Below are 24,090 nucleotides of genomic sequence, written 5' to 3'. Positions count from 1 at the left end.
GTTAGGGCTTCGTCACCGGCGTGCGACGCAACAAGTTCCACATCGTATCGACACATCTGTCGAAACGCGATCTGGGGACCGACCCGGATCGTCCGGTCAGCCGCCCGAGTGCATGATGTCGGCCCCCGCGGGCACCGTGCAGTCATCGCGGTCGGCCAGCCAACCGTCCGGCAGGGCGACCCGAGCGGGTGACCCCTGGCGCCCGCGCGGCCCGGTTGCCGCGGTCGGGAAGGGCACGTCGGCGTCGAGTTTGTCCAGCAGAATGTCGAGTTCGGCGGGGGTTTTGACCAGCGCCAGAGCACGTCGCAATTCCGATCCTGCCGGGAAGCCGTGCAGGTACCAGGCGATGTGCTTGCGAATATCGCGCATCCCCTTGTCCTCGCCGAAATGGGCCGCGAGCAGCTCACCGTGCCGACGGATGATGTTGGCGACCTCGCCGAGATTGGGCGGGGCGGGCGGCGGGCTGCCGGTGAACGCGGCCGAGAGCTCGGCGAACAGCCAGGGCCGGCCCAGGCAGCCCCGGCCGATGACAACGCCGTCGCACCCGGTTACCGCCATCATGGTCAGCGCATCGCTGGCTTCGAAGATGTCGCCGTTGCCGAGCACCGGGATCGTCCGCACATGTTGCTTGAGCTGCGCGATCTGCTCCCAATCCGCAGATCCGGAATAGCGCTGGGCGGCGGTGCGGGCATGCAATGCGACCGCGGCCGCGCCTTCGGACTCCGCGATCAGGCCCGCGTCGAGATGGGTGTGGTGGGCGTCGTCAATGCCGATCCGGAACTTGACGGTCACCGGGATGTCGGTGCCTTCGGTGGCGCGCACGGCCGCCGCGACGATCTGGCCGAACAGCCGCCGCTTGAACGGCAGGGCCGCCCCGCCGCCACGACGGGTGACTTTGGGCACCGGACAGCCGAAATTCATGTCGACGTGGTCGGCCAGGTCGTCGTCGGCGACCATTTTTACCGCCGCGTACGTGGTCGCCGGATCGACGGTGTAGAGCTGCAACGATCGCGGCGATTCGTCGTCGGAGAACGACGTCATGTGCATGGTGACGGGGTGCCGCTCGACGAGGGCACGCGCCGTCACCATCTCGCAGACGTAAAGCCCGCTGACCGTTCCGACACGGTCCTGCTCGAGTTCTCGGCACACCGTGCGGAATGCGACGTTCGTCACACCGGCCATCGGGGCGAGCACCACCGGGCTGGCCAGGGTGATGGGGCCGATCCGCATGGCGGCTACCGCCGGCTCAGGCTGAGCGTGCCTTCGGTGTGGTGCAGCTCTTCTGCGGTGACCTTCTTGCCCGTCCGGGCCTCGCGGTCGAGTTGGCGCTGCTTGGAGATCTCGAACTTGTCGCAGGCGACCTCGAGTTCCTTGATCAGCACCGCAATTTCGTCGCGCAACCGGTTGGATTCCCCGCTTAAATCTTCGCGCTCGAAGATGCGCCACTTTTTGAGCACCGGCATCACGACCTCCTCGAGGTGGATGCGCGGGTCGTAGACGCCGCCGACGGCGATCATCACGGCCTTGCGGCGGAACTCCGGTACCTGGTAGCCGGGCATCTGGAAGTTGTGCAGCACTTTGTGCAGCGACCGCATCGCCTTGTCCGACGCAATCTCGAAGCCGGCTTCGGTGACGTCGCGGTAGAAGATCATGTGCAGGTTTTCGTCGGCCGAGATTTTGGCCAGCAGCTGATCGGCGATGGTTTCGTTGCAGGCCTTGCCGGTGTTGCGGTGTGAGATGCGCGTCGCGAGCTCCTGGAACGTGACATAGACAATCGAGTCGAACAGGTTCTCGCAGAACAGGTCGTCGCGAATCTGGCGGTTCTGACCGGGGCTGAAGCCGCGGTTGACCACCTCGATGCGCAACTTCTCCAACTCGATCGGGTCGACCGCGCGGGTCACCAGCAGGTAGTCGCGCAGCGCAATCCCGTGCCGGTTCTCCTCGGCGGTCCAGCGGTTCACCCACTGACCCCACGCGCCGTCCATGCCGAAGCTCATCGCGATCTCGCGGTGATACGACGGCAGGTTGTCCTCGGTCATCAGGTTCTGGACCATCGCTACCTGCGCGACGTCGGAGAGCTTCGACTGACCCGGCTCCCAGTCCTGCCCGCCGAGCGCGTAGAAGTTCTTGCCGTCCGACCACGGGATGTAGTCGTGCGGGTTCCAGGGCTTGTGCATGCTCAGGTGCCGGTTCATTTTTTCTTCAACGACCGGCTCGAGTTCACGCAACAGGTCCAGGTCTTGAGGATCCGGCACAACGCCTCCCAGTTATCTGTGTCTGTCGGTGTCAGTCAATATATCTGTGTATGCCGGTGACATTCAAGTTGCCACTCGGCGAGATTATTTGGTGTCGCGCTCAGGGCGCCATCTAGTGCGTTGCGGCCCGGCTGAGCAGCATTTCTACGCAGTAGTCGATGAACTGCTCACGGCTGGCCGCCAGTCGCCCGTCCAGATAGGCGGTGAACAGCGCGGTCAGGCCGCCGATCAAACTGGTAGCGATCATCTTTTGCCGCACCGGGTCGCCGATTTGGGTCAGCTTGCGCTGGAGCAGGTCGATGAAGCTGGGCATCCACTCCGCGCCGGACCGCACCAGCACCGGCTCCACCGCTGGGGCCAGCAACAGCACCCGGCCGCGCACCGGGTCGTCGACCATCAACGCGACGAATCGCTCAACGGCTTCGCGTGGTGTGGTCGCGGACATCAGCGCCGACATGGCGCGTGCGCAGACGTCGTCGTAGACACCGCGGACGAATTGGTCTCGGTCGGTGAAGCTTTCGTAGAAGTAGCGTTCCGTGAGCCCCGCCTCACGGCATACCGCCCGCACCGTCAGCGCCGGGCCGCCTTCCCCGCCGAGCAGTTGCACACCGGCCGCGATGAGTTCGTCTCGCCGTAGCGCCTGGCGATCCTCCAAGGGAACGCCGGACCAGCGGCCCCGTCGTTGACCGGACGGCACATCACTCCTAAGGTCTATAATGACAACGCATGTAGTCAGGTTGGCTGACACGGATAGGAAACTTCGCCAGTGACTCAAGATACGTCTGAGGCGTGCCCGCTGACCAGCACACGCGCCGCCGACGAGGTGGCCAGCGGAGCGGTCGCGACAGGTTGCCCGGTGTCGCCGCTGGGGTATGACGCCCCGCCGCAGCCGCTGGGCCCAGACTCGCTGACCTGGCGGTACTTCGGTGACTGGCGCGGCATGCTGCAGGGCCCGTGGGCCGGGTCGATGCAGAACATGCATCCGCAGCTGGGTGCGGCCGTCGAAGAGCACTCGACGTTCTTCCGCGAACGCTGGCCGCGGTTGCTGCGGTCGCTGTACCCGATCGGCGGTGTCGTTTTCGACGGCGACCGCGCACCGACGACCGGCGCCGAGGTGCGCGACTATCACGTGGACATCAAAGGCACCGACAGTGTGGGCCGGCGCTATCATGCGCTGAACCCCGACGTCTTCTACTGGGCGCACTCCACGTTCTTCGTCGGCACTTTAATTGTGGCGGAACGGTTCTGCGGCGGCATCACCGAAGCCCAGAAGCGCCAGCTGTTCGACGAGCACGTGCAGTGGTACCGCATGTACGGCATGAGCATGCGGTCGGTGCCGAAGACCTGGGAAGACTTCCAGGTTTATTGGGACCACATGTGTCGTGAGGTGCTGGAGAACAACTTCGCGGCGCGCGCGGTACTCGACCTAACCGAGCTGCCCAAACCGCCGTTTGCGCAATGGCTTCCAGACCGACTCTGGGCCATACAGCGCAAGCTGTTGGCACCGTTCTTCGTCTGGCTGACGGTCGGACTCTACGACCCCGCGGTGCGCGAGCTGATGGGCTACAGCTGGTCGCGTCGCGACGAGTGGCTACACCGCCGGCTCGGCGATGTCGTGCGTCTGGTTTTCGCCTTCGTGCCGCCGCGCTATCGCAAGCACCCGCGGGCCCGCGGCGGGTTGGACCGCGTCAACGGCCGCATCCCGGCCGACGCGCCGCTGGTCCAGACTCCCGCACGCAACTTGCCGCCCCTTGACGAGCGCGACAGCCCAAAGCACTACTGCCCCAACGTCTAACAACGACCGGGCCCGTCAGCGCGGCCGTGGTCAGCTGTGCGCGTGGTTGTGAGGTTCCTCGAGGCCGGACTGATGCACGTGTCCGTGGCTGTGCTCGGTTCCGTCGTCGTGGGTGTGGGTGTGCTCGTGCTCGACGTGTTCGTGGTCGTGCGCGGTGTGAGCGTGCGTGTGAGCGACCCCGCTGTGCTCGTGTTCGTGCGAGTGCGGTCCTTCATGGTTGTGCTGCTCACTCATTGCGATCATCTCCTTTGTGTGAAACACATTGTGTTGCTTGGTTGCAACGCCTAGGTAGCTGACAGCTCAGCTACCCTTCTGCTGCCGTTCCACCACCCGCAGGCCGTCGTCGACGCGGTGATGCCGCGGCACCCCGGGACCGGCGTGCTCAGCGTTGAAGACGGCGTCGACGACGAGTTGTCGAACGTGATTGTTTTCCAGGCTGTAGAAGATCGTCGTGCCGTCGCGGCGCGTCCGCACCAGCCGTGCCATCCGCAACTTGGCGAGGTGCTGGGACACCGACGGCGCCGGTTTGCCCACATGCTCGGCGAGCTCATTGACCGACATCTCGCGGTCGGCGAGCGACCACAGCACCTGTACACGAGTGGCGTCCGCCAGCATCCGGAACACCTCGACCACCAGGCTGACCTGGTCGTCCGGCAACCGGACATCCTCGTTATCTGCATGCATACGCAGATAGTAGCGCAGTCGTCGGCGCTGTCAAGGGCGACGTGCTGCGCCGACCCGCCACTAATGCAGCCGCGGCAAGACCGCCGTGCGGTAGAAGTCGATCGCGGCCAGCGGATTCCGCTGCGCAAAGCGCATGAACGGCGTCGCGCCGGCGTCCAGAACCGCCTGCACCGCGGTGATGTGGGTCGCGGCGTCGGTGCCGGTGGTCCAGCCGCGGGTGACCTTGTCCAAGGGGTTGGCTTCCGCTGCGCGTTGGATGTCGACGGGATTGGGCTGGTCGACGGCACCGCCGGTGAACCGCCACAGTTCTGCGGCGCTGGCGATTTCGTTCTGGTCGCCGACGACAGCGAACATTTCGGCTCGCTTGCCCAAGGTGGTGGGATCGCGGCCGGAGTCGTGTGCACCCTGGTTGAAGGCGGCCACCAGCTTTTGGTCTTTGACACCGCTGGCTTCGGTGATCCAACCGTCTCCGTACTGCCCGGCCAGGTGTGCGCTTTTGGGTCCGCCGGCGGCCACGAAGATCAGCGGCGGCGCCGGCGGCACGTCGTAGAGCTTGAGTTGGTTGGTCTGAAAGTATCGTCCTTGGAACGAGATTCGCTGTCCACTCCATAGCTGCCGGATGAGTTGGATGGCTTCGATCAACCGGTCGTGGCGCTCCCGATACGGTCCGAACTGGGTGGTGGCCGCTTGCTCGTTGAGCCGCTCGCCCGTTCCGACGCCAAGGAAGACACGGCCAGGGTAGAGCAGCGCCAGCGAGGAGAACGCCTGGGCGACTGTCGTCGGGTTGTAGCGGTAGATGGGGCATGTCACGCCGGTGCCGAACGGGATGTGGCTGGTGCGCTGGCCCACCAACGCCAACGTGATCCAGGGGAACATCGAATGTCCCTCGTTGTCCTGCCAAGGCTGGAGGTGGTCGCTGACCCACAGGTAGCGGAAGCCGGCTTGCTCGGCCGCTTGGGCCTGGTCGACGAGCTGCGCTGTGGTGAATTGCTCGTGTCCGAGCACTAAGCCCACACCCGGTCCCGACGGCGTCGGCGGAGCGGCGGGCGTGGATGGCGAGCCGGCGGGCTGCCTGGAGCCGCTGCAGGCGGCTGCCAGTCCGGCGGCGCCCACCACGCTCGCTCCAGCCGCGAGTTGTCCGAATGAGCGCCGTGAAATTCCTCTCATGCGCCCGGGATTACCCGCAATCCGGCACGGCGTCAACGGCGGCGGTCGCTCGCGTCATTAATCAGCCGAGGTCATCCTCGGACACCGGTGCCCCCACTAGGACTCGAACCTAGGACCTGCGGATTAAAAGTCCGTAGCTCTACCAACTGAGCTATAGGGGCGCGAGGAACCAGGATACTGGGTGCTCGGCGGCGCGCGTTTGAGGATTCGGTCCATGGTGACCTAAGCTGACGTGGCTTCAACGTAACCTTGTTGTGAGTACCCCGGAGAGATTCGGTTCTGGCCCCCTTCGTCTAGCGGCCTAGGACGCCGCCCTTTCAAGGCGGTAGCGCGGGTTCGAATCCCGTAGGGGGTACGCGACGCGGCGACGCGGAGCAAGCAGTACAAGCAAGGCCCTGTGGCGCAGTTGGTTAGCGCGCCGCCCTGTCACGGCGGAGGTCGCGGGTTCGAGTCCCGTCAGGGTCGCCGTCGAGGCACACGATGCCTTCCGGCCAGGTAGCTCAGTCGGTATGAGCGTCCGCCTGAAAAGCGGAAGGTCGCCGGTTCGATCCCGGCCCTGGCCACCAAAGTTTGTACAGTTCAAGGGCCATTTATGCTCTGTCGCCGAACTGCGCATCTTCGAATCGGCCGGGGCGATGGGGCCAATATGGGGCCAAAACGAGGCGCCACCATTGGCGCGTCTTCTCAGGTGGCCCGACTTAGGTCGTCGAGGGAGTCGAGCGCGGCCGCTATGTTGTCGAGCTCGTCATCGAAAAGATCTGCGTAGGTGTGGGCCGTGCCGGTAATGGGCGCGTGCCCCAGGCGGCGATGTGTTGGTGGCGCGGCTCAGCCCAGGAACTCCGACTCCAGAACCAGGTCTTTAAGTAGCGTCTGATACTCGACGTGGGTTTTGTGCTCTATGGTCTGCCACCGCTCGCCTTGCTGTTCCTTCATGTAGGCACGGTACTTGGGTGCGCCTGGGAAGCCGACGTTGTCGGCGACGACGATCGTTCCCGGATGCAGCCAGCCCCGGTCGACGAGTCGCTGCAGGTCGTCGAGGTACACGTCCTTCCAGTGATCGAGGAATACGAAGTCCAAACAGCCCTCAGTGAATCCGTACTCCTCGGTGAGTACCCCGAGCGTCGTCCCGTCGCCGACAGTGCCGTGAATGCAGGTGACGCGCTCGGCGAGGCCGGCGTGCGCCCACACGCGGCGGGCCACCGAGGCGTTGGCACCGGACTTTTCGATCGAGAATACTTTGGCACCCGGTGCCGCTCGGGCGATCCGCAGCCCGCTGTATCCGCAGTAGGCACCGAGTTCCATGGCGAGCTTCGGATTCGCGCGCTTGACGGCAGTGTCGAGCAGCTCCCCCTTCTCGTCGCCGACGTTCATCAGGATCGACTTGTCGTAGGCGAAGTTGTCGATCGCGTTGATCGCGGCATCGACATCGCCCGCCGGTGCGGTGGCAATCACGTACTCGGCCGTCGCCTCCTCCCGCCCGTCACCCATCTGACCCGTCCGTATGGCGTCCCGGCCTCCGAAAGCCCCGCGCAGAACCGAGTACCTCAAGAATGGAAACTTCTGTCGCAACGTCCTACTCAGACTCATCGCACTGAAACCCGATGTCCAGATGGCAACTTCGCCATGAGATTGGCCCTTTCTATCCCGCTCAGATCTGTATTGCTCAGATTCCTGGACCCGTTCCCGCGCGATCGCGCTGACGGAGTCGACCAGCGATTTGATTGATGCGGATTTCGGGTTGGCAAAGGAATCGGCGCGACGGTACCCGTGCGGTGATAGTGCGCGCGTTGGTCTCGGGTGAGTGGAAAGTATTGGAGGTGTGTTGGGATCCCTTTGATCATCGCGTGAACTGCTTTGAGGTGCAAGCGATAACGCCATTCGTCCAATCCAACTGTGGTGCTAAAGCCGAACGCCAGCGAAAACGCTTCAGCGCGAACCAGATCCGGCTTCTCGAACACCGACCAGGCAATGTCGTGAACCTTGATATTGGGGTCACGGGATCGCCCCGGATGGTCTCCTTGGCGAGCGCCCTGATCACTGGGCAGATCGGTGTGCGCGCCGACAACACTGTCGCCCATCAATCCGCCTGTTTTGGAAACGGCGACCGTGCTTCGAAAAATTCGACAGCTCCGCTGCGCTTGAGTGTCGCGACGTCGAGGCCGAGTTCCTTCAGCCATTTCTCGATTTGGCCTGTGTGCGGGGGGTTTCCGAACACCCCGGCACGACGGCTCTGCGCAGCCAGCTAGGAGTCCCCGGAGGGGTGGGGTGACCCCGTTAGCAATCAGCGTCCGCCTCGGACAGCTCAAGCGGAAGATGGCTGAGCGCATCCAGGCCCGCGAAATCATCGAGCTCGATACCAGCCACTCCTCGTTCGCCACCCGGCCCACCCAAGTACTCGAATTCATCACCAAACGCGGCCGCCATCTCCTCGGGGCCAGGGGTGTGCGGCTTGTGTCCGGTCAGGCTTCCAGTCTGGCCCGAACAACAGCCAGGCGTTCCTGGAGCTCTCTCTGATCGATAACACCGCGGGCCACCAAGGAGTGGGTCAGCGAAACCAACTGATTCTCCGGATAGGGCAGGGTGGAGTAGACAGTTGACGAAAGCGCGTCTTCCTCGTTGCGTCGGTCGATGGAGCTGAGTTTCTCTGGACCGCAACCGTTTCGATCAAGTGCGTCACAGATGCCATCGAGACTGGATTTCCACGGTGGCAGCGGATTCTCAACCCCGTACTTGGCCGCCATGCGGCTCCAGACCTGATTCCGTTCAACGATGTTCGCGAGCGGCGCGATCTTGAGCCCGTCGATCCGTCGCGACTCTTCTGAAGTACTCATCGATTCGCTTTCGGTCGATCACTTCACCGGATGCATGGCCGGACGGGTGTCGGTGATCGCGTTGGTGGTCACCCCAACTTTGGGCAATGCGACACCGATCAAACAATCACGAGTGACGATGGCGGCCAGCTGGTCCTCGTCCCAGTTGTCGGTCCCCGCCGGACGCACCGGCATCACCATGAAACGGTGTTTCTGGTTCGAGTCCTCCACCCGGATGGCGACGTCCTCCGGTAGATAGAGCCCGAACTCCGCGAGCACCTCGCGCGGCCAGCGCACAATGCGCCGACGGTAGTTGGGGGTGCGGTACCACTCGGGAGAATTGCCGAGAATCGGTCGCGGATAACACGAACACAGCGCGCAGACGATCACATGGTGCAAGGTCGGCGTGTCCTCAAGAATATGGAACGCGGTGAAGTCGCTGGGCGTGCCGAAACCGGTCGGCTCTAGCCAGTCGACACCCACTTGTTTACTGGCCGTCATGGGCTCGTTCAGGGCCAAGCTTTTGAAATCAGGATCAAGCCACGCCCGGGCCACCAGGTGGGCGGCAGGAGTGGGGCCGATCTGTTCAGTGAACTCGGTGAAGCGGCGATGATCCTCGGCGGTGAACAGACCCTTTTCGATGCATAGCTCGCGGACAGCGATTTCAAGCACTTCGAAGTCGGTGATCTCGTCCACCATGGGTGCCGCAGTGCGCTCGTGATCGTGGTCGTGTTCGGTCATTGTGAGTTCGTTTCTTTCGAGAGGCAGTAATACGCGGAGTCGGCGCCGAGCTCGGAGCTAGGCGGCCGCCTCAAGCCACCGCTGAGGGATCTCCGTCTGCAGGGTGTCACTGTCCGTGCCGGTATAGCCGTGCCACAACCGGGAAAGGTTAAACCGAACGATGTAGAACCACTCCGGTCTCTGGTCAGTTCGCTCAAACGCCTCGTCCTCGGCTGCCGGGCTTTCGTAGGCGACCGTCGCGATCTCGCCTGTTGCGCCGCGCACATACTCCGGTGTGCGGGTGTAGAACAAGGCAGGCAGCTCGCGCACCACCACCGCGTCACCGACCCGAAACTTCGGCTGGCCGGCCTGCCCGGCAAACACCTGCGGGTCGCCCTTGCCGACAGCATGCGTGTGGTGCTGGTTGCGTTTAACCTCCGAACCGTCACCCTCGAACTTCGGCCGCGCCTCCAACGTCTTTCCCTTAAGGCCGCCTTCATAGCGCGCCTTGACTTCAACCTGGCGGTCGGTCAATTCGCCCAGAGTGATGTGATGCTTCTCCACGAGGATGCGCGCGGCAGCCAGCAGCCAACGACCGTAGTAGGGAAGCCCTAAATAAATCGTGCGTCCGAGGTCGACGTTCTGGAGGCGGCGACGTTCCTCCGACACCCAGATTCCGCGCCACCCCAGAACCTCACATGAAACAAAGGTGTTGTCTTCCCACGCTTCGTACTGCTTGTTCTCGAATTTGATCGGCGCATCGGGCTCTCCACCTACGTCATGGGGGGTCTTCATGTATGCGGTGAACCGCTCGTGGTCGATAAGGTCCGGAGTCGGTGCGTCTGGAAGGTCGGTGAAAGCGGATGCCAGCCGGGCGATCAGGTCGAGATGGGTTACCCGGTCCCGCGGTGTGGTCATGAGTGCTCCGATCGACTGGGAGCTTTAGTTTAATTATTGTCGGCGCCCGACGGAACCGTCGCGGATCGCTGCCGCAGACACTGGGCGGTGGTTGCCAAGCCTCCTCGTGCGACGTCTCGAACGCCTGCAACTCGCCTGCGAGTAGAACATCATGCGACGGCCATTGGACGAACTGCGACGAAGCTTCGTCCCACGGATGGATGACCAGATTTGGCGGTCTGTCGGGCCCGACCGTAGGCAGCCAGCCCCGGCTGATGCGGAGGGTCGCCGGTTCGATCCCGGCCCTGGCCACCAGGGTTGAGCTGCACGGACGCGGTGTCGTCCGGCGCGAGCAGTAAACAAGGCTTGATCGCACCCGCGGCGCCTTCTCCTAGGTATTTCCCCTTAGTTGATTACCAGGCATCAGCCCTGTGGCTGCCGGGGATGATTCATCCGCCGGCGGGACTTCGTCGCGGATCGCGCGGTAGACCGCGTAGGGCATGACGAGCAGCCATACCGAGAACATGACAAGCGGGATGTAGAAGCCGAGGACGCCGCTGTAGGTGAACGGGCCTGTCTTGAAGAACGTGACGACACCGGTGGTGGCGATATTCGCGGCGCTGTAGTCGGCCGGCGGCACCGGCAACAGCGCTGCGATGGGCCAGAAGCCAATCAAGAGAAGGACCACTCCGACCACACACGACCATGCGCATCCCAGCTCGATACGACGATTCACCTCAGCCTCTTTCGTTTGCGATGATCCGGCCCACAATGCGGATAGACCCTCCATATGGCCCGGGACCGGGCTGGGAGGTCGGTCGTTCAGACGCCGATCGCCTCCAACGAGTCATGGTCGTCGATGGCGGTGGATAGCCGTTTGATGATGGCCAGGCAGGTGTCCTTGGCTTGCATTTTCGGCTGGTAGAAGGCGCGCCCGATGGTGAATGCCCAAGCCGAGTACGGGTAGAAGAGAGTCTGTCGGTATCTGAGCCAGGCCTCGTCGAAGCTGGGCGCTTTGCCGCCCGCCTCATCGAGTGCCTCCAGGTACTGTTCGAGCAGCTCCTTCTCCCACCTGCGGCGGTCTGCGGGTTCGCATGCAGATCCAACGAAGTACGCGAAGTCGTACGCCCAGCCGCCCTGCAGGGTCGCTTGCCAGTCGGTGAGGCCCATCCGGCCGTCGCGGGTGATGTAGGTCTGCCCGACGTGGCTGTCACCGTGCAGCAGCGTGGCCGGCAAGACCTCCGTCGCGATCTCGAGGCCCTTTTGGGTGCCCGCCCACAGCCGGTCGGCCTGGCCGTGCAGGCGGGTGGGGATAACGCTCTTGGCCCGCTCCATACCGACGGCGCACCGGCCTTCGAAGTCCATGAAGTTCGCGACGTTGTTGTAGTGGTCGACGGGCTTCTTCAGGATTTCCAGTTCGGGGGCCTGCCACCACACGCCGTGGTAGGCGGCCATGTTGCGCAGGATGTCCTCGACCTGGCCACGGGTCAGCGGTGTCGTCGGCTTGATGAAGATCGCGCCCTTTGTGGCGGCGATGTCTTCCATCACAATCATGCTGCGCCAAGAGGACTCGTCAACCCCGCCCCAATAGCCTTGTGGGGCCTCCATGTCGACCTTCGGGCGAAACGTTAAAAAGAAGTGGCTTTCGCCATGCAGGACCTCACCGCCGCCGAGCACGAGACGCTGGCTAAACGCCGCGGTGGTCTTGGTGAAGAGCTCCGTCGGCAGGCCCGCCGCCTGGCCCGCGTCGTTGTAGGTCACCCGTAACGCGGTTCGGGTGGACGTGCCGACACTGCCTCCCGGAGTTGAGAAGGAGACGACACGTGCACCGGGGTGCTCTTGGCAGAGTACGGCGGTCAGCCATTCCTCGTTCAGGTCCGTGCCGTTGCGTGGAACATCTGCACGCGCACGCAGCGTGGGCGGTCGGATCCGTTCGCCGACCATGTGGGCGCCGATCTCGACAGCGCGCTTGGCAAGCCACAGCTTGTAGTTCATCAGCCTCCCAGCCTCTTCTCGTCGCGTGAGATCGCGTTCAGAAAGACGATGGACATGACGACCATCCAGACGAAGAAGTCAACGGCAACCAGCCAGAAGGACAGCAGGCCGTTGTAGGCGAGGGGGCCGGTCTTGAACAGACCCATGAGGCTCGCCGGCGCCATGGCGAGCGCGGCGTAGATGTTGTAGTACCCAACCCAGCGCGGGAGGATCGGCGCCGGGTTGACGTCGCGGAAGACGGCCAGGGCGATGATGATCATGAAGATCGCGAATGGTGGCCAGGTGTAGAGGAACAGGAAGAAGCCCAGGTCGTTGAATGCTTGGACGATGGTGGGGTTCTCGGCGCGGAATGCCATGACGGTCCACGCGACGGCGATTGTCGTGATGACCGCCGCGCCGCCGCCGACGTTGGCAAGGGCCGCGACGGTGAGCAGGGGGACGCGTTCCATCCGGCGGATGTAGAGGACGATTGGTGCCGCCCAGGTCACCCAGAAAGACCAGAAAAACGTCACCAGAGCCGCGCCGATGAGGATGGAGGTTTGATGCTCGTGCACGCGTTGGAGAAGTTCCTGCGTGCTCAGCGATGGTGAGGGCGGCGGAACCATGTGCATCAGCCACCCGAAGCCGACGATCGTCGCTGCCACGAGCACCAAGCCAGACCACACGAAGAGCCGCATCAGCAAGGGGTCTATCCGGAAGGTGGCCAGCCATCCACCGTGCACGGGCTCTGCTGTTGTCGAGCTATCGGTTGTTGTCATGTTCGCCGGTGTCCTCTCTTGTGCATCTGCATTCGGGTGCCATACGCCCTAGATCTGTCTGCCCGCTCCGAGTCGCTGGCTGCAGGTCGCGATTTGCTCATCGCCGCTGTCAGGCCAGCAGAAACACGAGGACGACGACTGCGCACACGATGGCGCAATACGCTTCGAACAGCCCGCGGAGTACCGTCGGCGCCCCGCGTAGCTCCATGAAGTACAAGCCGACCAGTCGCACTTTGATGAATGCGATGAGCAGTATCACCACACTGGCCAGGGTGTAATTGCTGAACCCGTGCTGAGTGCCGAGCGTCCAGGAGACGACGGTGGCGAGGATCAAGAAAATCCAGACCGCACTGGCGGGCGTGCGGAGCAATCTCGTCACCGTTGTCACCTGACCAGGAAGATCAACGGGAACAGCACCAGCCACAGTGCGTCGACCATGTGCCAAAAGCACGCGCCTCCTTCGAAGAATGCCCATTGGCCTTGCGACAGATCAGGTTTAGTGGCCATGGACCGCAGGACGATGAGCACCACCAAGCCGATTACCAGGTGGAAGAGGTGCAGGCCGGTCAGCACGAAGTAGAGCAGGTAGAAGTTGTTGACCGACGGGGTCTGGTGCGCCGCGATTCTCTCGTGGTATTCGAATATCTTCACCAGCACGAACGCGATGCCGCACAGAAACGCTGCGATGACAAGGCGTTGCGCGAGCGGTCGCTGCGCCGATCTGATCGCCCGCACCGCCAGGACGACGAACAAGGAACTGATCAGGAGAAACACGGTGTTGACCGCACCGAAGCTCTTGTTCAGTGTCGCCTGCGACGCATCGAACAGTTCGGGCTGTTTGCTTCGCTGGACCAGGTAATAGGTGAAGAAGACGGCGAACACCGACATGTCGCCGAGGATGAAGATCCACACCCCCGCCTCGCCGGGAATCTTCTTCTGCTTGTTCATCTTTGGCGACGTGCGCGCGTCGACGGTGGCTGACGCGGGAGTGAGTTCCTCGCCGCTATTAATGACGGCGTTCCTCGGTGCCGTCATACGGCTGCGGGAGTCCGGCTGGCCTCGACCTCCCGACGCGCCTGGTAGCGGTTGATCGCCTGCAGGGTGGTGACCGACATGGTGATCATCCAGCCGAAGAAGATCGCGAACGGCATCCAGAACGCTCCGATGCCGTTGTAGGCGAACAGCCCGGTGTGGAAGAACGCGATCAACCCGGCCGGGAAGATGAGGATGGCGCACCAGAAGTTGAGGTAGGCGACCCAGCGCGGATACAACGTGGGAACGTTGTGATCCTTGATGATTGCGATCCCGAAGATCGCCATGACCACAGCAAACGGTGGCCAGGTGAACAGGAAGTCGAACCACACCCAGTCGTTCATGATCTGCATGACCGACGGATCCAACGTCTCGGGCCGAAAGGCAATGACCGCCCAGGTCATCGGGATCAGGATGAAAAAGACGTACCCGCCACCGTTCAGCGCGATCGACGAGTAGGTCAAGATCGGGAAGCCGCGTTCCATCTTGCGGACAAACAGCGTGATCGCCATGCTCCAGGTGGCCCAGAACGACCAGAACATGCACTGGATCAGACATCCCAACCGGATCTCGTCGCGTCGATCGATGAACCGCTGCGCCAGGTCATGGGCCGACAGTGCCGGAGAGGGCGGCGGGATGAAGTGCATCATGAACCCCTGCGCGACGATCATCGCGACGATGAGCGCGATCCCGGACCATACGGCCGCTTTCATCAGGCCGGAGTCCATCCGAATCTGTTTGGTCATGTGCTCTAGCTCCATCGGTCTAAGTGCCGTCGTGCACTCAAATGCCGCGCCTCAAGCGGTCTGGTGCGTGCAACGAGCCTATGGTCTTAGTATGTGGCACTAGCTTAGATCATGAGTGCCACTTATGATAGAGGAGATCTCGAAAATCCGAAGAGCCTGCGTAAGTGAGGGTTCGCGGACCAACACACAGCCGCCGCGTCGTACCGCACGATCAATGCAAACCTTGAAGCAGACCGCCGCCTTGGCCAGCAAGTGACACATGCTTCGATCATGAGTGGCACTTATCATAAAGGCCACACCAGGATCAGCAGGCCCGCCGGCGTTACGCTGATAGGGAAAGTTCGAACCAAGGAGGCCGCGGATGGGTGTTCGGCGTTGTCGGGGTGAGTGGCACTGACTGCCGACACCACCGCAAAGCGCGGGAACGGGCGCCGTGCGCCTGACGTAGTCAAAGACCTGGTGCTGCAGGCCGCGCATCGACTCTTCTCTACGCAGGGTTACCACGGCACGAAGACCCGTCAGATCGCCGATGAGGCCGGGGTGGGGGAGTCGGTGATTTTCCGGAACTTTGGGTCAAAGGCCGAACTCTTCGAGGCGGCGATTCTGACCCCGTTCACCGATTTCGTCGATCGATGGGCCAAGACCTGGGATGTAGACGCCACCTCCGCCTCGGATCCGGCCGAGGTCGCGCATTCCTTCGTAAAGGGTTTTTACAATCTGGCTGTCGAGCACCGGGAGCTGTTTCAGACACTTCTCGCCGCCCCGATCCAGGGCGGTGACCCGGCGCTGGCCGAGGTCGCCGCCCGGGTGAGCGACAAACTCGCCGACAGCCTGCGAGGCGTGCAGGATGTCTTGCTCGAGCACAGCGAGGCTCGACATTTCCGCGATGTCGATACCCCGGTGACCGTTGCGTTTTCCGTTGGGTCGGTGATGTCGCTGGTGCTGCTCGACAGCTGGCTTTTCCCGCCGAATCAGCGGCGCCCCGGCAAGGCGCGACAGATCGACGAGGCGACCCGCATGTTGCTCTACGGCGTTACGGGTGGCGCTTGATCGGGCCATCTCCACACTCGCGGCGGATCCGGTCGAGCAACGCTGCGAGTCCTCGTTCGAATCGATCGTCGGAGAACCGGTCGGCGTAGTCGGCGGCGACCGCCCGGAGAGCCGGGTAGCTGCTTTCGTCGAGCTGGCTGAGGCGGATGACCTCGTCCTCGCCCGCGTGCGGATGTGCTCGCTCCAGCAGCGCAAAGCCGAACGCATAGGTCTGTACCTCCGTCGCGGCGGCGACGGCGAGCGTGCTGGGAAAGCCGTTCTCGAGCAGCGGGGCGAGCATGCGCTCACGCAATGGATCGAGCGACGTGGCGGAGACGTCGCGGACGGCGAGCAGGACCTCCAGCGTGCCGGGCTGTTCTCGCATGCGTCGTCGGATCGCGGTGGCGGCCGACCGCAGCGCGCGGGTCCAGTCGCCGGTGGTGTCCATGTCGGCCAGGAGCGCGCGCAGGACGCCTTCGGCGACGCGGTCGATCAGCTCGTCCTTCGTGCGGGCGTAGGTGTAGAGGGTCATCTGCCCCACGCCGAGCTGCGACGCGAGCCGGCGGGTCGTCAAGGCTGCCATCCCGCCGTCGGCGATCACGGTCAGGGCCGCGTCGACGATCTGATCCATGGTCAGGCTCGGTGGGGGACCGGTGCGGCGGCGGGTCGTAGCCCTTGTGTCGGTCATGCGCGGCATGGTACATATTAACCCCGTTCAGTCGAACGAGGTTATTCGACGCCGGAGGAAACCCATGGGACGACGAGTGATTCAGTGGGGCGCCGGGTCGGTCGGGACGCAGGCGATGAACTACGTGCTCGACCGCGACGACCTCGAGCTCGTCGGCGTCCGCTGCTACACCGACCGGAAGGTCGGGCGCGACGCCGGCGAGCTGGCGGGACGCGACCCGATCGGCGTGGCGGCGACCACCGACTCGGCGGCGCTGCTCGCGCTCGATGCGGACTGCGTGTTGTTCATGCCGGGCGACGGGCTGCTCGACCCGACCGCGCCCGGAAGCCCCTCCCGCACGTGGGTCGACGAGGTGCTTCCGATCCTCAGAAGCGGCAAGAACGTCGTGAGCTCGCTGGCGGCCGGGATGCATTGGGCGCACCTGGCCGACGGCGAGGCCCTGCGCGACGAGCTCGACGGCGCGTGCGCCGAGGGCAACGCCTCGATCTTCTTCACCGGGATCGACCCGGGTTTCATCACGGACTGCCTGGCGATCACGATGACGACGGTCGTCGGGCGAATTTCGCAGGTGCGGACATTCGAGCTGATCGACTACGGGCCTTATCCGGGCCTCGCGCAGATGGACGCGCTCGGCTTCGGCCGCCGACCGGACGACGTGGACTCGGCGACCTTCACGACCGTCGCCCCGACGTGGGCGTGCGCGCTCTATCAGCTCGCCGACGCGACGGGGGTCGAGTTGTCGCGCACCTCGCTCGACGCCGACTTCTACATCTCGCCCGACCGGTCGACCGCGCCGAGCGGGATGGTCGTCGAGGCGGGGACGATCGGCGCGTTGCGGTGGACGCTCACCGGCTTCGTCGGCGACCAGCCGCGGTTCGTCATCAACCACATCAACCGGATGGGCGCGGGCATGGCGCCCGACTGGCCCAAGATGGACGGGTACGAGGGCGGGTACCGGATCGAAATCGACGGCTTCCCGCCCTACCGCGGTGATTTCCCACTCGGCCTGCCGGGAGGAACTGGGACAGCGCTGAAGGACGCGGTCGCGATGACGGCGGCGCGCTGCGTCAACTACATCGAGGCGGTCGTCACGACCTCGCCGGGCTACAAGACCACCATCGACCTTCCCACCGTGGGCGCCCGGTACGGACTGCAGCTGATTCAGGAAGCAATCGAGGAGGCAGTGGTATGACCGATGTCGTCGAGGACCTGAGCGCGTTCGTGATCTCCGGGCGGGTGAAGAGCCACCTACACGGAGACCCCGAGCACGAGACGTCGGAGCGCACGCCCGCTCAAGGTATCGCCGATGGTGTCGAGGCCGAGCGGCTCGGCTTTGCGCGGGTGTGGCTCGCCGAGCGGCCCGAGCTGAAGGAGCCCGCGACGATCCTCGGTGGCATCGCCGCGCGCACCTCGTCGATCGGGATCGGCACCGGGATCGTCGCCGCTGGGGCCCGACACCCGATGTTGACCGCGTCCGTCGGAGCGACGATGCAGGCCGCGTACGGCCCGCGATTCACGCTCGGGATCGGCCGCGGCGCGTCCCGCTACGGCTACGGCGGCAGCCTCAGCTTCGAGGCGTTCGGCGACTACTGCACCATCTTGAAACGGATCTGGGCCGGGGAGCAGTTCGAATATGACGGTCCCCTCGGCAACCTCGGCACGTTGGGGTTGAAGGACATCTACGAAGGACCGAGTCCGTCGATCGTGGCGGGCTGCTTCGGGATGCCGGGCGCGGCGGCGTTCGTCGCGGCGAATCGCGTGTTCGACGGGCTGATCATGCCGTCGATGGTCACGCCCGGCGCGGTGGCCAAGGTGAAAGAGAATCTGCGGGTCGCGTGCGAGAAGGTCGACCGGGACCCGGCGACGATCCGCCTCTACGTCGAGGTCGTCACGACGCCGGAGTTGAGCGAGGGCGAGACCCGCCAGCTCACCAACGCCCGCGCCGTCACCTACCTGCAGCCGCCGGACTGGGCCTGCTGCTACTCGGAACTGAACGACTGGGACGCCGCCACGATGGACCGCATGCGCGAGCACGCACAGCTGACGTCGGTGAAGGCCGAACTCGCCGATCTCAACTTCCACCGCCGCCAGCTGACCGAGCCTGCGCGGCTCATCCCGGACGAGTGGATGCGCGAGGCGTGCGCGATCGGCTCGGTCGAGGACTGTGTGCGCAAGCTCCAGGAATTCCGCGACGCGGGCGCAGATGAGATCTGCACCTACGGCAGCACGCCCAGCCAAAACGCGGGCCTGCTCGAGGCATGGCGCGCGCGGGCAATGACGAACGCATGACCGAACCCACCGGCCCGCTGCACATGCACAGCGGGCCGGACGTGCTGTGGACCACGGTCAACGTGTCCGAGGCGGCGCCGGGCGTCCACACCCCACTCGGTTGGAGCATCTGGGGGGACCTGGCCGAGGCGGCGACCGCGGCGTCGACGATCGACCTCGGTGCCTGGCCGCGGAACCGCCCGCTCCTGTCGCCGGCCGCCGACGATCGGTTCGGCGCGGTGTTCTTCGGCCGCTACGCGCTCAACGTGAACACCTTCAGGGAGCTCGGGGACCGGATGCCCGGATCCTCCGGCGACGCGGTCGAAGAGCAGATGTTCGGCGCCAAGCGGTCGGCGCTCTCAAACCGGCGAGTCCGTCGCCGCTACCCGCTGATCGCGGCACGACTGCCGGTGAACCTTGTCCGGGCGCCACGCGCCGTGCATCGCTACCGCGTTGAGAACGAAACATGGTGGCGCGACCGCGTCTTCGGCGCGCAACCGGCCTCTCTGCCGGAGGCCCTGGCGCTCTTCGACGCCGCCGCCGATCGCTTCGTGCCGGCCATGCGCGCCCATCTGGTCGTCACAATGCTCGCGCAGGGCGCCTTCGAGCAGCTCGCGCAACTGTGCGCCCGCGCCGATGCTCCCGGACTCGAACGCGCCCTCGTGGGTGGTTACGGCGGACTCGAGGAGGCCTCGCTCATCACGGATGTCCGGCGACTCGCCGCCGGCCAGCTTTCCGAGCCGGCGTTCCTAGCCGGACACGGCTACCACGGTCCCACCGAAGGCGACGTGTCGAGCCGGTCGTGGCGGGAGGACGCCGGCCCCGTGCGCGCGCTCGCTAGCCGCTACCGCGAGGCGAGACCGGAGCCGGTCGAGACCGCGGCGCGTACCGTTCGCGAGCATGCCGAACAGGAGTTGCGCGACCGCTCTTCGCTCGCCGGCGCACGCGGCCTGGGACTTCTGCTCGCGCTGACCCGGCGCCTCGTGCTGAGCCGGGAGATCGGCAAGGCCGCCTTCCTGATCGCAATGGACGGCCTGCGCGCCGGGGCGCGCGGGGCCGGCAGCGAACTCGCGCGACGCGGGCTGCTCGACCAACCCGACGACGTCTTCTTCCTGGAGCTCCAAGAGCTTCGCGATCCGGGACCCGACCGCCGTCAACTCATCGCCGAGCGGCGCGCGGCTCATGCACGCTACGCCGAACTCGACCTGCCGGAGACCTGGCGCGGCACGCCCCGCGCCACTCCCTTGAAGCGATCAACGGAGACCGCGACCGAGCTCTCCGGCCTCGGCGTCACGGGTGGCAAGATCACGGGAACCTGCCGCGTCCTGCTCACCGCCAACGCCGACGAGCTCGAGTGCTTCCAGCCGGGAGAGATCCTCGTGTGCCACGTCACGGATCCGAGCTGGGCGCCGATCTTGTCGATCGCCGCCGCCGTGGTGATCGACATCGGCGGCCCGCTCAGCCACGGGGCGATCGTCGCCCGCGAGTTGGGCATCCCCTGTGTGATCAACACGAAGCGCGGTACCGCCGTTTTGCGCACCGGCGATCTAATCGAGGTCGACGGAGACATCGGCGCGGTACGCATCGCTTAACGAATCGCCAACGGTGGCAACGGAACTGTTCGCCGTCAAGGAACCGGGCCCGGCTCTGTCAGAATCGACCGCATACCCTGACGAGGACCCTCTGCAAGTTTCAACGCTCAGCACAAGAAGGAAGACACGGCTTTGACACTGGATGATGACTTCGCGCAGCTGGAAAGCAAGCTCCACGCGAGGATTGGTATCGCCATCAGCGCCGTGGGCAACGGGCAAGCCCCGATCACACTGGGGCACTGGCAGGATGGACCTGCCTGGTCAACGATCAAGGTGCCGTTGGTCATTGCCGGCTACCGTGAAGAGGACCCGCCCCATATCACCGACGAGATGACCCTCGCCATCACCGAATCCGACAACGCGGCAGCCGAATCAATCTGGGAGCGTTTGGGCGATCCGCTCACCGCCGCGCACAAGGTCGAAGACGTCTTGAGGCAGACCGGCGATCCAACGATCGTTCAGTCACAGCGGGTGCGGCCAGGGTTCACCGCTTTCGGTCAGACCAATTGGTCGCTGACAAACCAGGTTCGGTTCACCTCTGGTGCTGTGTGTGACAGCCAAAACGACCCGATATTCGAGCTGATGGGCCACATCGACCCCGACCAGAGCTGGGGCATCGGCCGCATTCCAGACACCCGATTCAAAGGCGGTTGGGGGCCGTCACCCCCCGGTAGTTATCTGGTGCGACAGATCGGAATCCTCAAGGCCTCGACCGGGAGGGTCGCCGTTGCGGTGGCAGCGCAACCCGAATCCGGCTCGTTCGCCGACGGCACGCGCGACCTCACGAAAGTGGCCAACTGGCTGAAGGACCATATCGGAGCGCTGCCCGCCGGCCAATGTGGTTGCTGACATGATCGCGATAGCTCGGCTACCGCCTGCGGTGTAGCTTCCTTTGCGGCGGCCGACTGGTCATTCCGACTCCACGCGCCGAAAACCAGGTTTGCGGCCTCCTCACGCCTAATTCCCGCCGTACGTCGGCCCTTGCACGCCGTCGCGCCAGGTAGTGCATTTCTGCGCGACGCAACAGGTCTCGATCAGGCTGGGGGCCTGACCGAAGTGAGGTGACACCTGCTGCGACGTGTACTGGCCGCCGGAACTCGCACACTGACCCTGAACATCGGGGTCAGCGTGGGCAAAAGGCGCGGCCAAGATCGTCACCGCCACCGCAATTCCGAAAGTGGCCGCAGGCCTGGCCCTTAATACAGCGCGCTTCATGTTCCTCCGTAGCTGGGCGTGATTCCGAGGCCGTTCCTGACGGCGACAGTTTACCGGCTTGGTGGCCGACCCCGGCATCGTCGGCCTCCGCAGCGGTCCGCGAACGCAGGTAAACTACAAGAATGTGATTCGGCGTGACGCGGGCGAAGATCGCCCTCGCCGACCAAAGGAACGGCCCATGGACCCACTCAAAATATCCAGTGTTGAGCTCGATGATCAGGATCCTTTTCGAGCGACCTTCAACGTGCACCTGTCGCGCGACATGACCGACTTTGAGCGCCAGACACTGCCCCCTCTGCTGTCCGGGAGTTTCTCACCGTCGGAGACTCGAGGTGCTGCGGTGGTGGCCATCAGAAACGCGACCATCGCGATGATCGAAGACCACCGGGACCTGCTCAAGCAGATTGTCGCGGAAGCCGAATCTTTGGCCAGAACAATGGAAAACGATCAACATGGGGTTGCCGCCCAGGTCGCGGCCAGAGTGGAGGACGTCCCGCAGCGCGCCGCAGCTATCGACTGGAGCTGAAGTCCGCGGCCGCGGAAGGGCAGACTTGGACGCATGGCCGTAGCGAGGTTTCTGGCCGCGGTGCTCATCGCGGTGTCCGCCCCCAGCTGGGCTGCCCGCGCCAATGCCGACGTGCCCCCGCTGAGCCCCGAGGCACGCACGGCGGGATTTGTCGATGCGCGCTCCGTCGTTCCCAGCGCGGTCATCGATCTGCGCTATGCGACGCCGAACAATTTCACCGGTATGACGTTGTATCCGGCCGATGCCCGCTGCCTGGTGCACGAATCCATGGCTCCCGGGCTTGCCGCTGGGGCAAAGGCATTGGCTTCGCACGGCGAGGTACTGGTTTTCTGGGATTGCTATCGACCGCACGATGTGCAGGTCAAGATGTTCAACGTTGTACCGAATCCCGCCTGGGTGGCCAAGCCTGGTCCCTATGCGCGCAGCCATGAGGCGGGACGTTCGGTTGACGTGACGATCGCAAGCGCACAACAGCAATGCCCGCCCGCGCGCCAGTTGGCCGGCCTGTGCCTCGCCGATATGGGAACCGACTTCGACGACTTTTCGCCCCGCGCAACTGCCTTCGCTACCGACGGCGTCAGCGCCGACGAGCAGGCAAACCGGGCGCGGCTACGCAATGCGATGAGTGCCGGCGGATTGTCGGTGTACTCCGGGGAGTGGTGGCATTTCGACGGCCCGGGCGCCGGGGTTCAACGCCCGATCCTCAACGTTCCGGTCGACTGAGCCGAGGTGTGTTATCTCAATATATGAGATAACAGTTTCGGATCATGGAACTCCCGACGGTAGCCTTTGGTTCGGGCATGGTTCGATCGCAAGGAGTCGCAGGATGAATACCAAACCTCAGGCCGTCTACACCCACGGGCATCACGAGTCGGTGCTGCGCGCGCACCGCCGGCGCACCGCGAAGGACTCCGCCGGCTACCTGCTGCCGCACCTGCGGCCGGGGATGTCGGTGCTCGACGTGGGCTGCGGCCCCGGGACCATCACCGTCGACCTTGCCGCACTCGTCGCGCCCGGCCAGGTCACCGCCGTCGAACTCACCGATGCGGCTTTGGATTTGGCTCGCGCCGAGGCGCGTGCACGCAACCAGTCGAACATCTCGTTCGTAACATCCGACGTGCACGCTCTCGACTTCCCGGACAACACCTTCGACGTCGTGCACGCGCATCAGGTACTGCAGCACGTGGCCGATCCGGTGCAGGCGTTGCGGGAGCTGCGGCGGGTGTGTATGCCGGACGGAATCGTCGCGGTCCGCGACGCTGACTACGCCGGATTCATCTGGTTTCCACTCCTTCCGACATTGGAGCGTTGGCGGGAGCTTTACGACGAAGCGGCCCGCGCGAATGGCGGTGAGCCCGATGCCGGGCGGCGTTTGTTGTCCTGGGCGCAAGAAGCGGGGTTCGACGACATCACGCCGACGGGCAGCATGTGGTGTTTTGCGACGCCGGAGACCCGCGACTGGTGGGGCCGGATGTGGGCGGACCGGATCGTCGAGTCGGCCCTGGCTCGTCAGCTGGTGGACTCGGGGATGGCCACCACCGCGGAGCTCAACGACATCTCGTCGGCATGGCGGGATTGGGCCGCCGCGCCGAACGCCTGGCTGGCGATCCCGCATGGCGAGATTCTCTGTCGGGCGTAGCAAAGCCTCCGCTGAGCCGTTCGAAGGTATCGGCGAACATCAGCACGGTCACCTCGTCAACCGGAGCAGTCACCGTTTGCACTGGTCAGGCGCATGGTATTGGCATTCTCTTTTTCTGCAAGTACGTTATCCATCGATGGATGACATGGCCCATACTCCGTCCGGCATCCCGCTGGAGCCCGTGTACGGGCCGGGGGAGCGTGGTAACGAGCCGCCGCCACCGGGCACCTATCCGTTCACTCGGGGTAATTTCGCGTCCGGTTATCGGGGCAAG

Annotated in this window: 28 protein-coding genes and 4 tRNA genes; 13 read left to right on the top strand and 19 right to left on the bottom strand. The window is 64.4% G+C overall.

The window, feature by feature from the left end:
- Positions 1–96 precede the first annotated feature (96 nt).
- From dusB to VNW74_RS12610, 3 genes are all read right to left on the bottom strand, one after another.
- Positions 97–1,230: a tRNA dihydrouridine synthase DusB gene (dusB, locus tag VNW74_RS12620; protein WP_325677240.1), complete on the bottom strand. Its 1,134-nt coding sequence runs from the start codon at positions 1,228–1,230 to the stop codon at positions 97–99.
- A 5-nt stretch (positions 1,231–1,235) separates the two neighbouring features.
- The gene (locus VNW74_RS12615) at positions 1,236–2,255 is read right to left on the bottom strand and encodes an acyl-ACP desaturase (protein WP_325677239.1); all 1,020 of its coding nucleotides are present in this window, start codon (positions 2,253–2,255) and stop codon (positions 1,236–1,238) included.
- Positions 2,256–2,367: 112 nt separating this feature from the next.
- Positions 2,368–2,952, bottom strand: coding sequence for a TetR/AcrR family transcriptional regulator (locus tag VNW74_RS12610; protein WP_325677237.1), 585 nt, complete (start codon positions 2,950–2,952; stop codon positions 2,368–2,370).
- Between the two features lie 69 nt (positions 2,953–3,021).
- Here VNW74_RS12610 and VNW74_RS12605 point away from each other — a divergent pair, with 69 nt between their 5' ends.
- Entirely contained in the window at positions 3,022–4,050 is a 1,029-nt protein-coding gene (locus VNW74_RS12605) for an oxygenase MpaB family protein (RefSeq protein ID WP_325677235.1), read from the top strand.
- Positions 4,051–4,080: 30 nt separating this feature from the next.
- On the opposite strand, the gene VNW74_RS12600 is transcribed toward VNW74_RS12605, so the two are convergent.
- The 4 genes from VNW74_RS12600 to VNW74_RS12585 all read right to left on the bottom strand — a co-directional run bounded on the left by VNW74_RS12600 (position 4,081) and on the right by VNW74_RS12585 (position 6,062).
- Positions 4,081–4,284, bottom strand: coding sequence for a zinc transporter Slc39a7 (locus tag VNW74_RS12600; RefSeq protein ID WP_325677233.1), 204 nt, complete (start codon positions 4,282–4,284; stop codon positions 4,081–4,083).
- A 66-nt stretch (positions 4,285–4,350) separates the two neighbouring features.
- A complete protein-coding gene (locus tag VNW74_RS12595) occupies positions 4,351–4,734 on the bottom strand; it encodes a metalloregulator ArsR/SmtB family transcription factor (RefSeq protein WP_325677231.1) in 384 nt (127 codons plus the stop codon).
- 60 nt (positions 4,735–4,794) lie between these two features.
- Positions 4,795–5,901, bottom strand: a complete 1,107-nt coding sequence (locus VNW74_RS12590) for a F420-dependent hydroxymycolic acid dehydrogenase (RefSeq protein ID WP_325677229.1) — start codon at positions 5,899–5,901, stop codon at positions 4,795–4,797.
- Between the two features lie 88 nt (positions 5,902–5,989).
- Positions 5,990–6,062, bottom strand: a tRNA-Lys gene (locus tag VNW74_RS12585).
- Positions 6,063–6,183: 121 nt separating this feature from the next.
- Here VNW74_RS12585 and VNW74_RS12580 point away from each other — a divergent pair.
- The 3 genes from VNW74_RS12580 (at position 6,184) to VNW74_RS12570 (ending at position 6,467) form a co-directional block, all read left to right on the top strand.
- Positions 6,184–6,256 (top strand) — tRNA-Glu (locus tag VNW74_RS12580).
- Positions 6,257–6,292: 36 nt separating this feature from the next.
- Positions 6,293–6,366: transfer RNA gene (locus VNW74_RS12575), tRNA-Asp, on the top strand.
- A gap of 24 nt (positions 6,367–6,390) precedes the next feature.
- Positions 6,391–6,467, top strand: a tRNA-Phe gene (locus VNW74_RS12570).
- A gap of 259 nt (positions 6,468–6,726) precedes the next feature.
- Here VNW74_RS12570 and VNW74_RS12565 read toward each other — a convergent pair.
- From VNW74_RS12565 to VNW74_RS12515, 11 genes are all read right to left on the bottom strand, one after another.
- A complete protein-coding gene (locus VNW74_RS12565; protein WP_325677227.1) occupies positions 6,727–7,488 on the bottom strand; it encodes an O-methyltransferase in 762 nt (253 codons plus the stop codon).
- On the bottom strand, positions 7,485–7,979 hold the full coding sequence (locus VNW74_RS31895) for a hypothetical protein (RefSeq protein WP_414686666.1): 495 nt from the start codon (positions 7,977–7,979) through the stop codon (positions 7,485–7,487). Before VNW74_RS31895 ends, VNW74_RS12565 begins: the two co-directional genes overlap by 4 nt.
- Positions 7,980–8,360: 381 nt before the next feature.
- A complete protein-coding gene (locus VNW74_RS12555; protein ID WP_325677226.1) occupies positions 8,361–8,732 on the bottom strand; it encodes a thiocyanate hydrolase in 372 nt (123 codons plus the stop codon).
- Positions 8,733–8,750: 18 nt separating this feature from the next.
- Entirely contained in the window at positions 8,751–9,452 is a 702-nt protein-coding gene (scnC, locus tag VNW74_RS12550) for a thiocyanate hydrolase subunit gamma (protein WP_325677223.1), read from the bottom strand.
- Between the two features lie 57 nt (positions 9,453–9,509).
- Positions 9,510–10,349 carry an SH3-like domain-containing protein gene (locus VNW74_RS12545; protein ID WP_325677221.1) on the bottom strand — a complete coding sequence of 280 codons (840 nt, stop codon included), beginning with the start codon at positions 10,347–10,349 and terminating at the stop codon, positions 9,510–9,512.
- Positions 10,350–10,719: 370 nt separating this feature from the next.
- The gene (locus VNW74_RS12540; protein ID WP_325677219.1) at positions 10,720–11,064 is read right to left on the bottom strand and encodes a hypothetical protein; all 345 of its coding nucleotides are present in this window, start codon (positions 11,062–11,064) and stop codon (positions 10,720–10,722) included.
- Between the two features lie 86 nt (positions 11,065–11,150).
- Complete coding sequence (locus VNW74_RS12535) at positions 11,151–12,323, bottom strand: phosphotransferase (protein ID WP_325677217.1); 1,173 nt, start codon at positions 12,321–12,323, stop codon at positions 11,151–11,153.
- Positions 12,323–12,967, bottom strand: a complete 645-nt coding sequence (locus tag VNW74_RS12530; RefSeq protein ID WP_325677215.1) for a hypothetical protein — start codon at positions 12,965–12,967, stop codon at positions 12,323–12,325. The genes VNW74_RS12535 and VNW74_RS12530 overlap by 1 nt, the downstream gene beginning before the upstream one ends.
- Before the next feature lie 223 nt (positions 12,968–13,190).
- On the bottom strand, positions 13,191–13,460 hold the full coding sequence (locus VNW74_RS12525) for a cytochrome C oxidase subunit IV family protein (RefSeq protein WP_325677213.1): 270 nt from the start codon (positions 13,458–13,460) through the stop codon (positions 13,191–13,193).
- Positions 13,461–13,465: 5 nt separating this feature from the next.
- Complete coding sequence (locus VNW74_RS12520) at positions 13,466–14,116, bottom strand: cytochrome c oxidase subunit 3 family protein (RefSeq protein ID WP_325677211.1); 651 nt, start codon at positions 14,114–14,116, stop codon at positions 13,466–13,468.
- Positions 14,113–14,859 carry a hypothetical protein gene (locus VNW74_RS12515; protein ID WP_325677210.1) on the bottom strand — a complete coding sequence of 249 codons (747 nt, stop codon included), beginning with the start codon at positions 14,857–14,859 and terminating at the stop codon, positions 14,113–14,115. The genes VNW74_RS12520 and VNW74_RS12515 overlap by 4 nt, the downstream gene beginning before the upstream one ends.
- A gap of 387 nt (positions 14,860–15,246) precedes the next feature.
- Between VNW74_RS12515 and VNW74_RS12510 the strand changes: the two genes are divergently transcribed.
- Positions 15,247–15,909, top strand: coding sequence for a helix-turn-helix domain-containing protein (locus tag VNW74_RS12510; RefSeq protein ID WP_325677208.1), 663 nt, complete (start codon positions 15,247–15,249; stop codon positions 15,907–15,909).
- Here the strand turns inward: VNW74_RS12510 and VNW74_RS12505 are convergent.
- The gene (locus VNW74_RS12505; protein WP_325677206.1) at positions 15,893–16,519 is read right to left on the bottom strand and encodes a TetR family transcriptional regulator; all 627 of its coding nucleotides are present in this window, start codon (positions 16,517–16,519) and stop codon (positions 15,893–15,895) included. The genes VNW74_RS12510 and VNW74_RS12505 overlap by 17 nt on opposite strands.
- 121 nt (positions 16,520–16,640) lie before the next feature.
- Between VNW74_RS12505 and VNW74_RS12500 the strand changes: the two genes are divergently transcribed.
- From VNW74_RS12500 to VNW74_RS12465, 8 genes are all read left to right on the top strand, one after another.
- On the top strand, positions 16,641–17,768 hold the full coding sequence (locus VNW74_RS12500) for a hypothetical protein (RefSeq protein ID WP_325677204.1): 1,128 nt from the start codon (positions 16,641–16,643) through the stop codon (positions 17,766–17,768).
- Entirely contained in the window at positions 17,765–18,865 is a 1,101-nt protein-coding gene (locus tag VNW74_RS12495) for a TIGR03857 family LLM class F420-dependent oxidoreductase (RefSeq protein ID WP_325677202.1), read from the top strand. The genes VNW74_RS12500 and VNW74_RS12495 overlap by 4 nt, the downstream gene beginning before the upstream one ends.
- Positions 18,862–20,436, top strand: coding sequence for a PEP-utilizing enzyme (locus tag VNW74_RS12490; protein ID WP_325677200.1), 1,575 nt, complete (start codon positions 18,862–18,864; stop codon positions 20,434–20,436). Before VNW74_RS12495 ends, VNW74_RS12490 begins: the two co-directional genes overlap by 4 nt.
- A 132-nt stretch (positions 20,437–20,568) precedes the next feature.
- On the top strand, positions 20,569–21,285 hold the full coding sequence (locus VNW74_RS12485; RefSeq protein ID WP_325677198.1) for a hypothetical protein: 717 nt from the start codon (positions 20,569–20,571) through the stop codon (positions 21,283–21,285).
- A 424-nt stretch (positions 21,286–21,709) separates the two neighbouring features.
- A complete protein-coding gene (locus VNW74_RS12480) occupies positions 21,710–22,177 on the top strand; it encodes a hypothetical protein (protein ID WP_325677196.1) in 468 nt (155 codons plus the stop codon).
- A 33-nt stretch (positions 22,178–22,210) separates the two neighbouring features.
- Positions 22,211–22,900 (top strand): M15 family metallopeptidase, encoded by a 690-nt coding sequence (locus VNW74_RS12475; protein ID WP_325677194.1) that lies wholly within the window; start codon positions 22,211–22,213, stop codon positions 22,898–22,900.
- A 103-nt stretch (positions 22,901–23,003) separates the two neighbouring features.
- Positions 23,004–23,816, top strand: a complete 813-nt coding sequence (locus VNW74_RS12470) for a class I SAM-dependent methyltransferase (RefSeq protein ID WP_325677192.1) — start codon at positions 23,004–23,006, stop codon at positions 23,814–23,816.
- Positions 23,817–23,931: 115 nt separating this feature from the next.
- Positions 23,932–24,090 (top strand): methylmalonyl-CoA mutase family protein (locus tag VNW74_RS12465; RefSeq protein ID WP_414686667.1); only part of this gene is annotated, 159 nt, incomplete at its 3' end.

The sequence above is a fragment of the Mycobacterium sp. genome, from assembly GCF_035570115.1.
Lineage (GTDB): Bacteria > Actinomycetota > Actinomycetes > Mycobacteriales > Mycobacteriaceae > Mycobacterium.
Note: the sequence above shows the minus strand (reverse complement) of the source record. Positions and strands in the feature narration are given on the sequence as shown.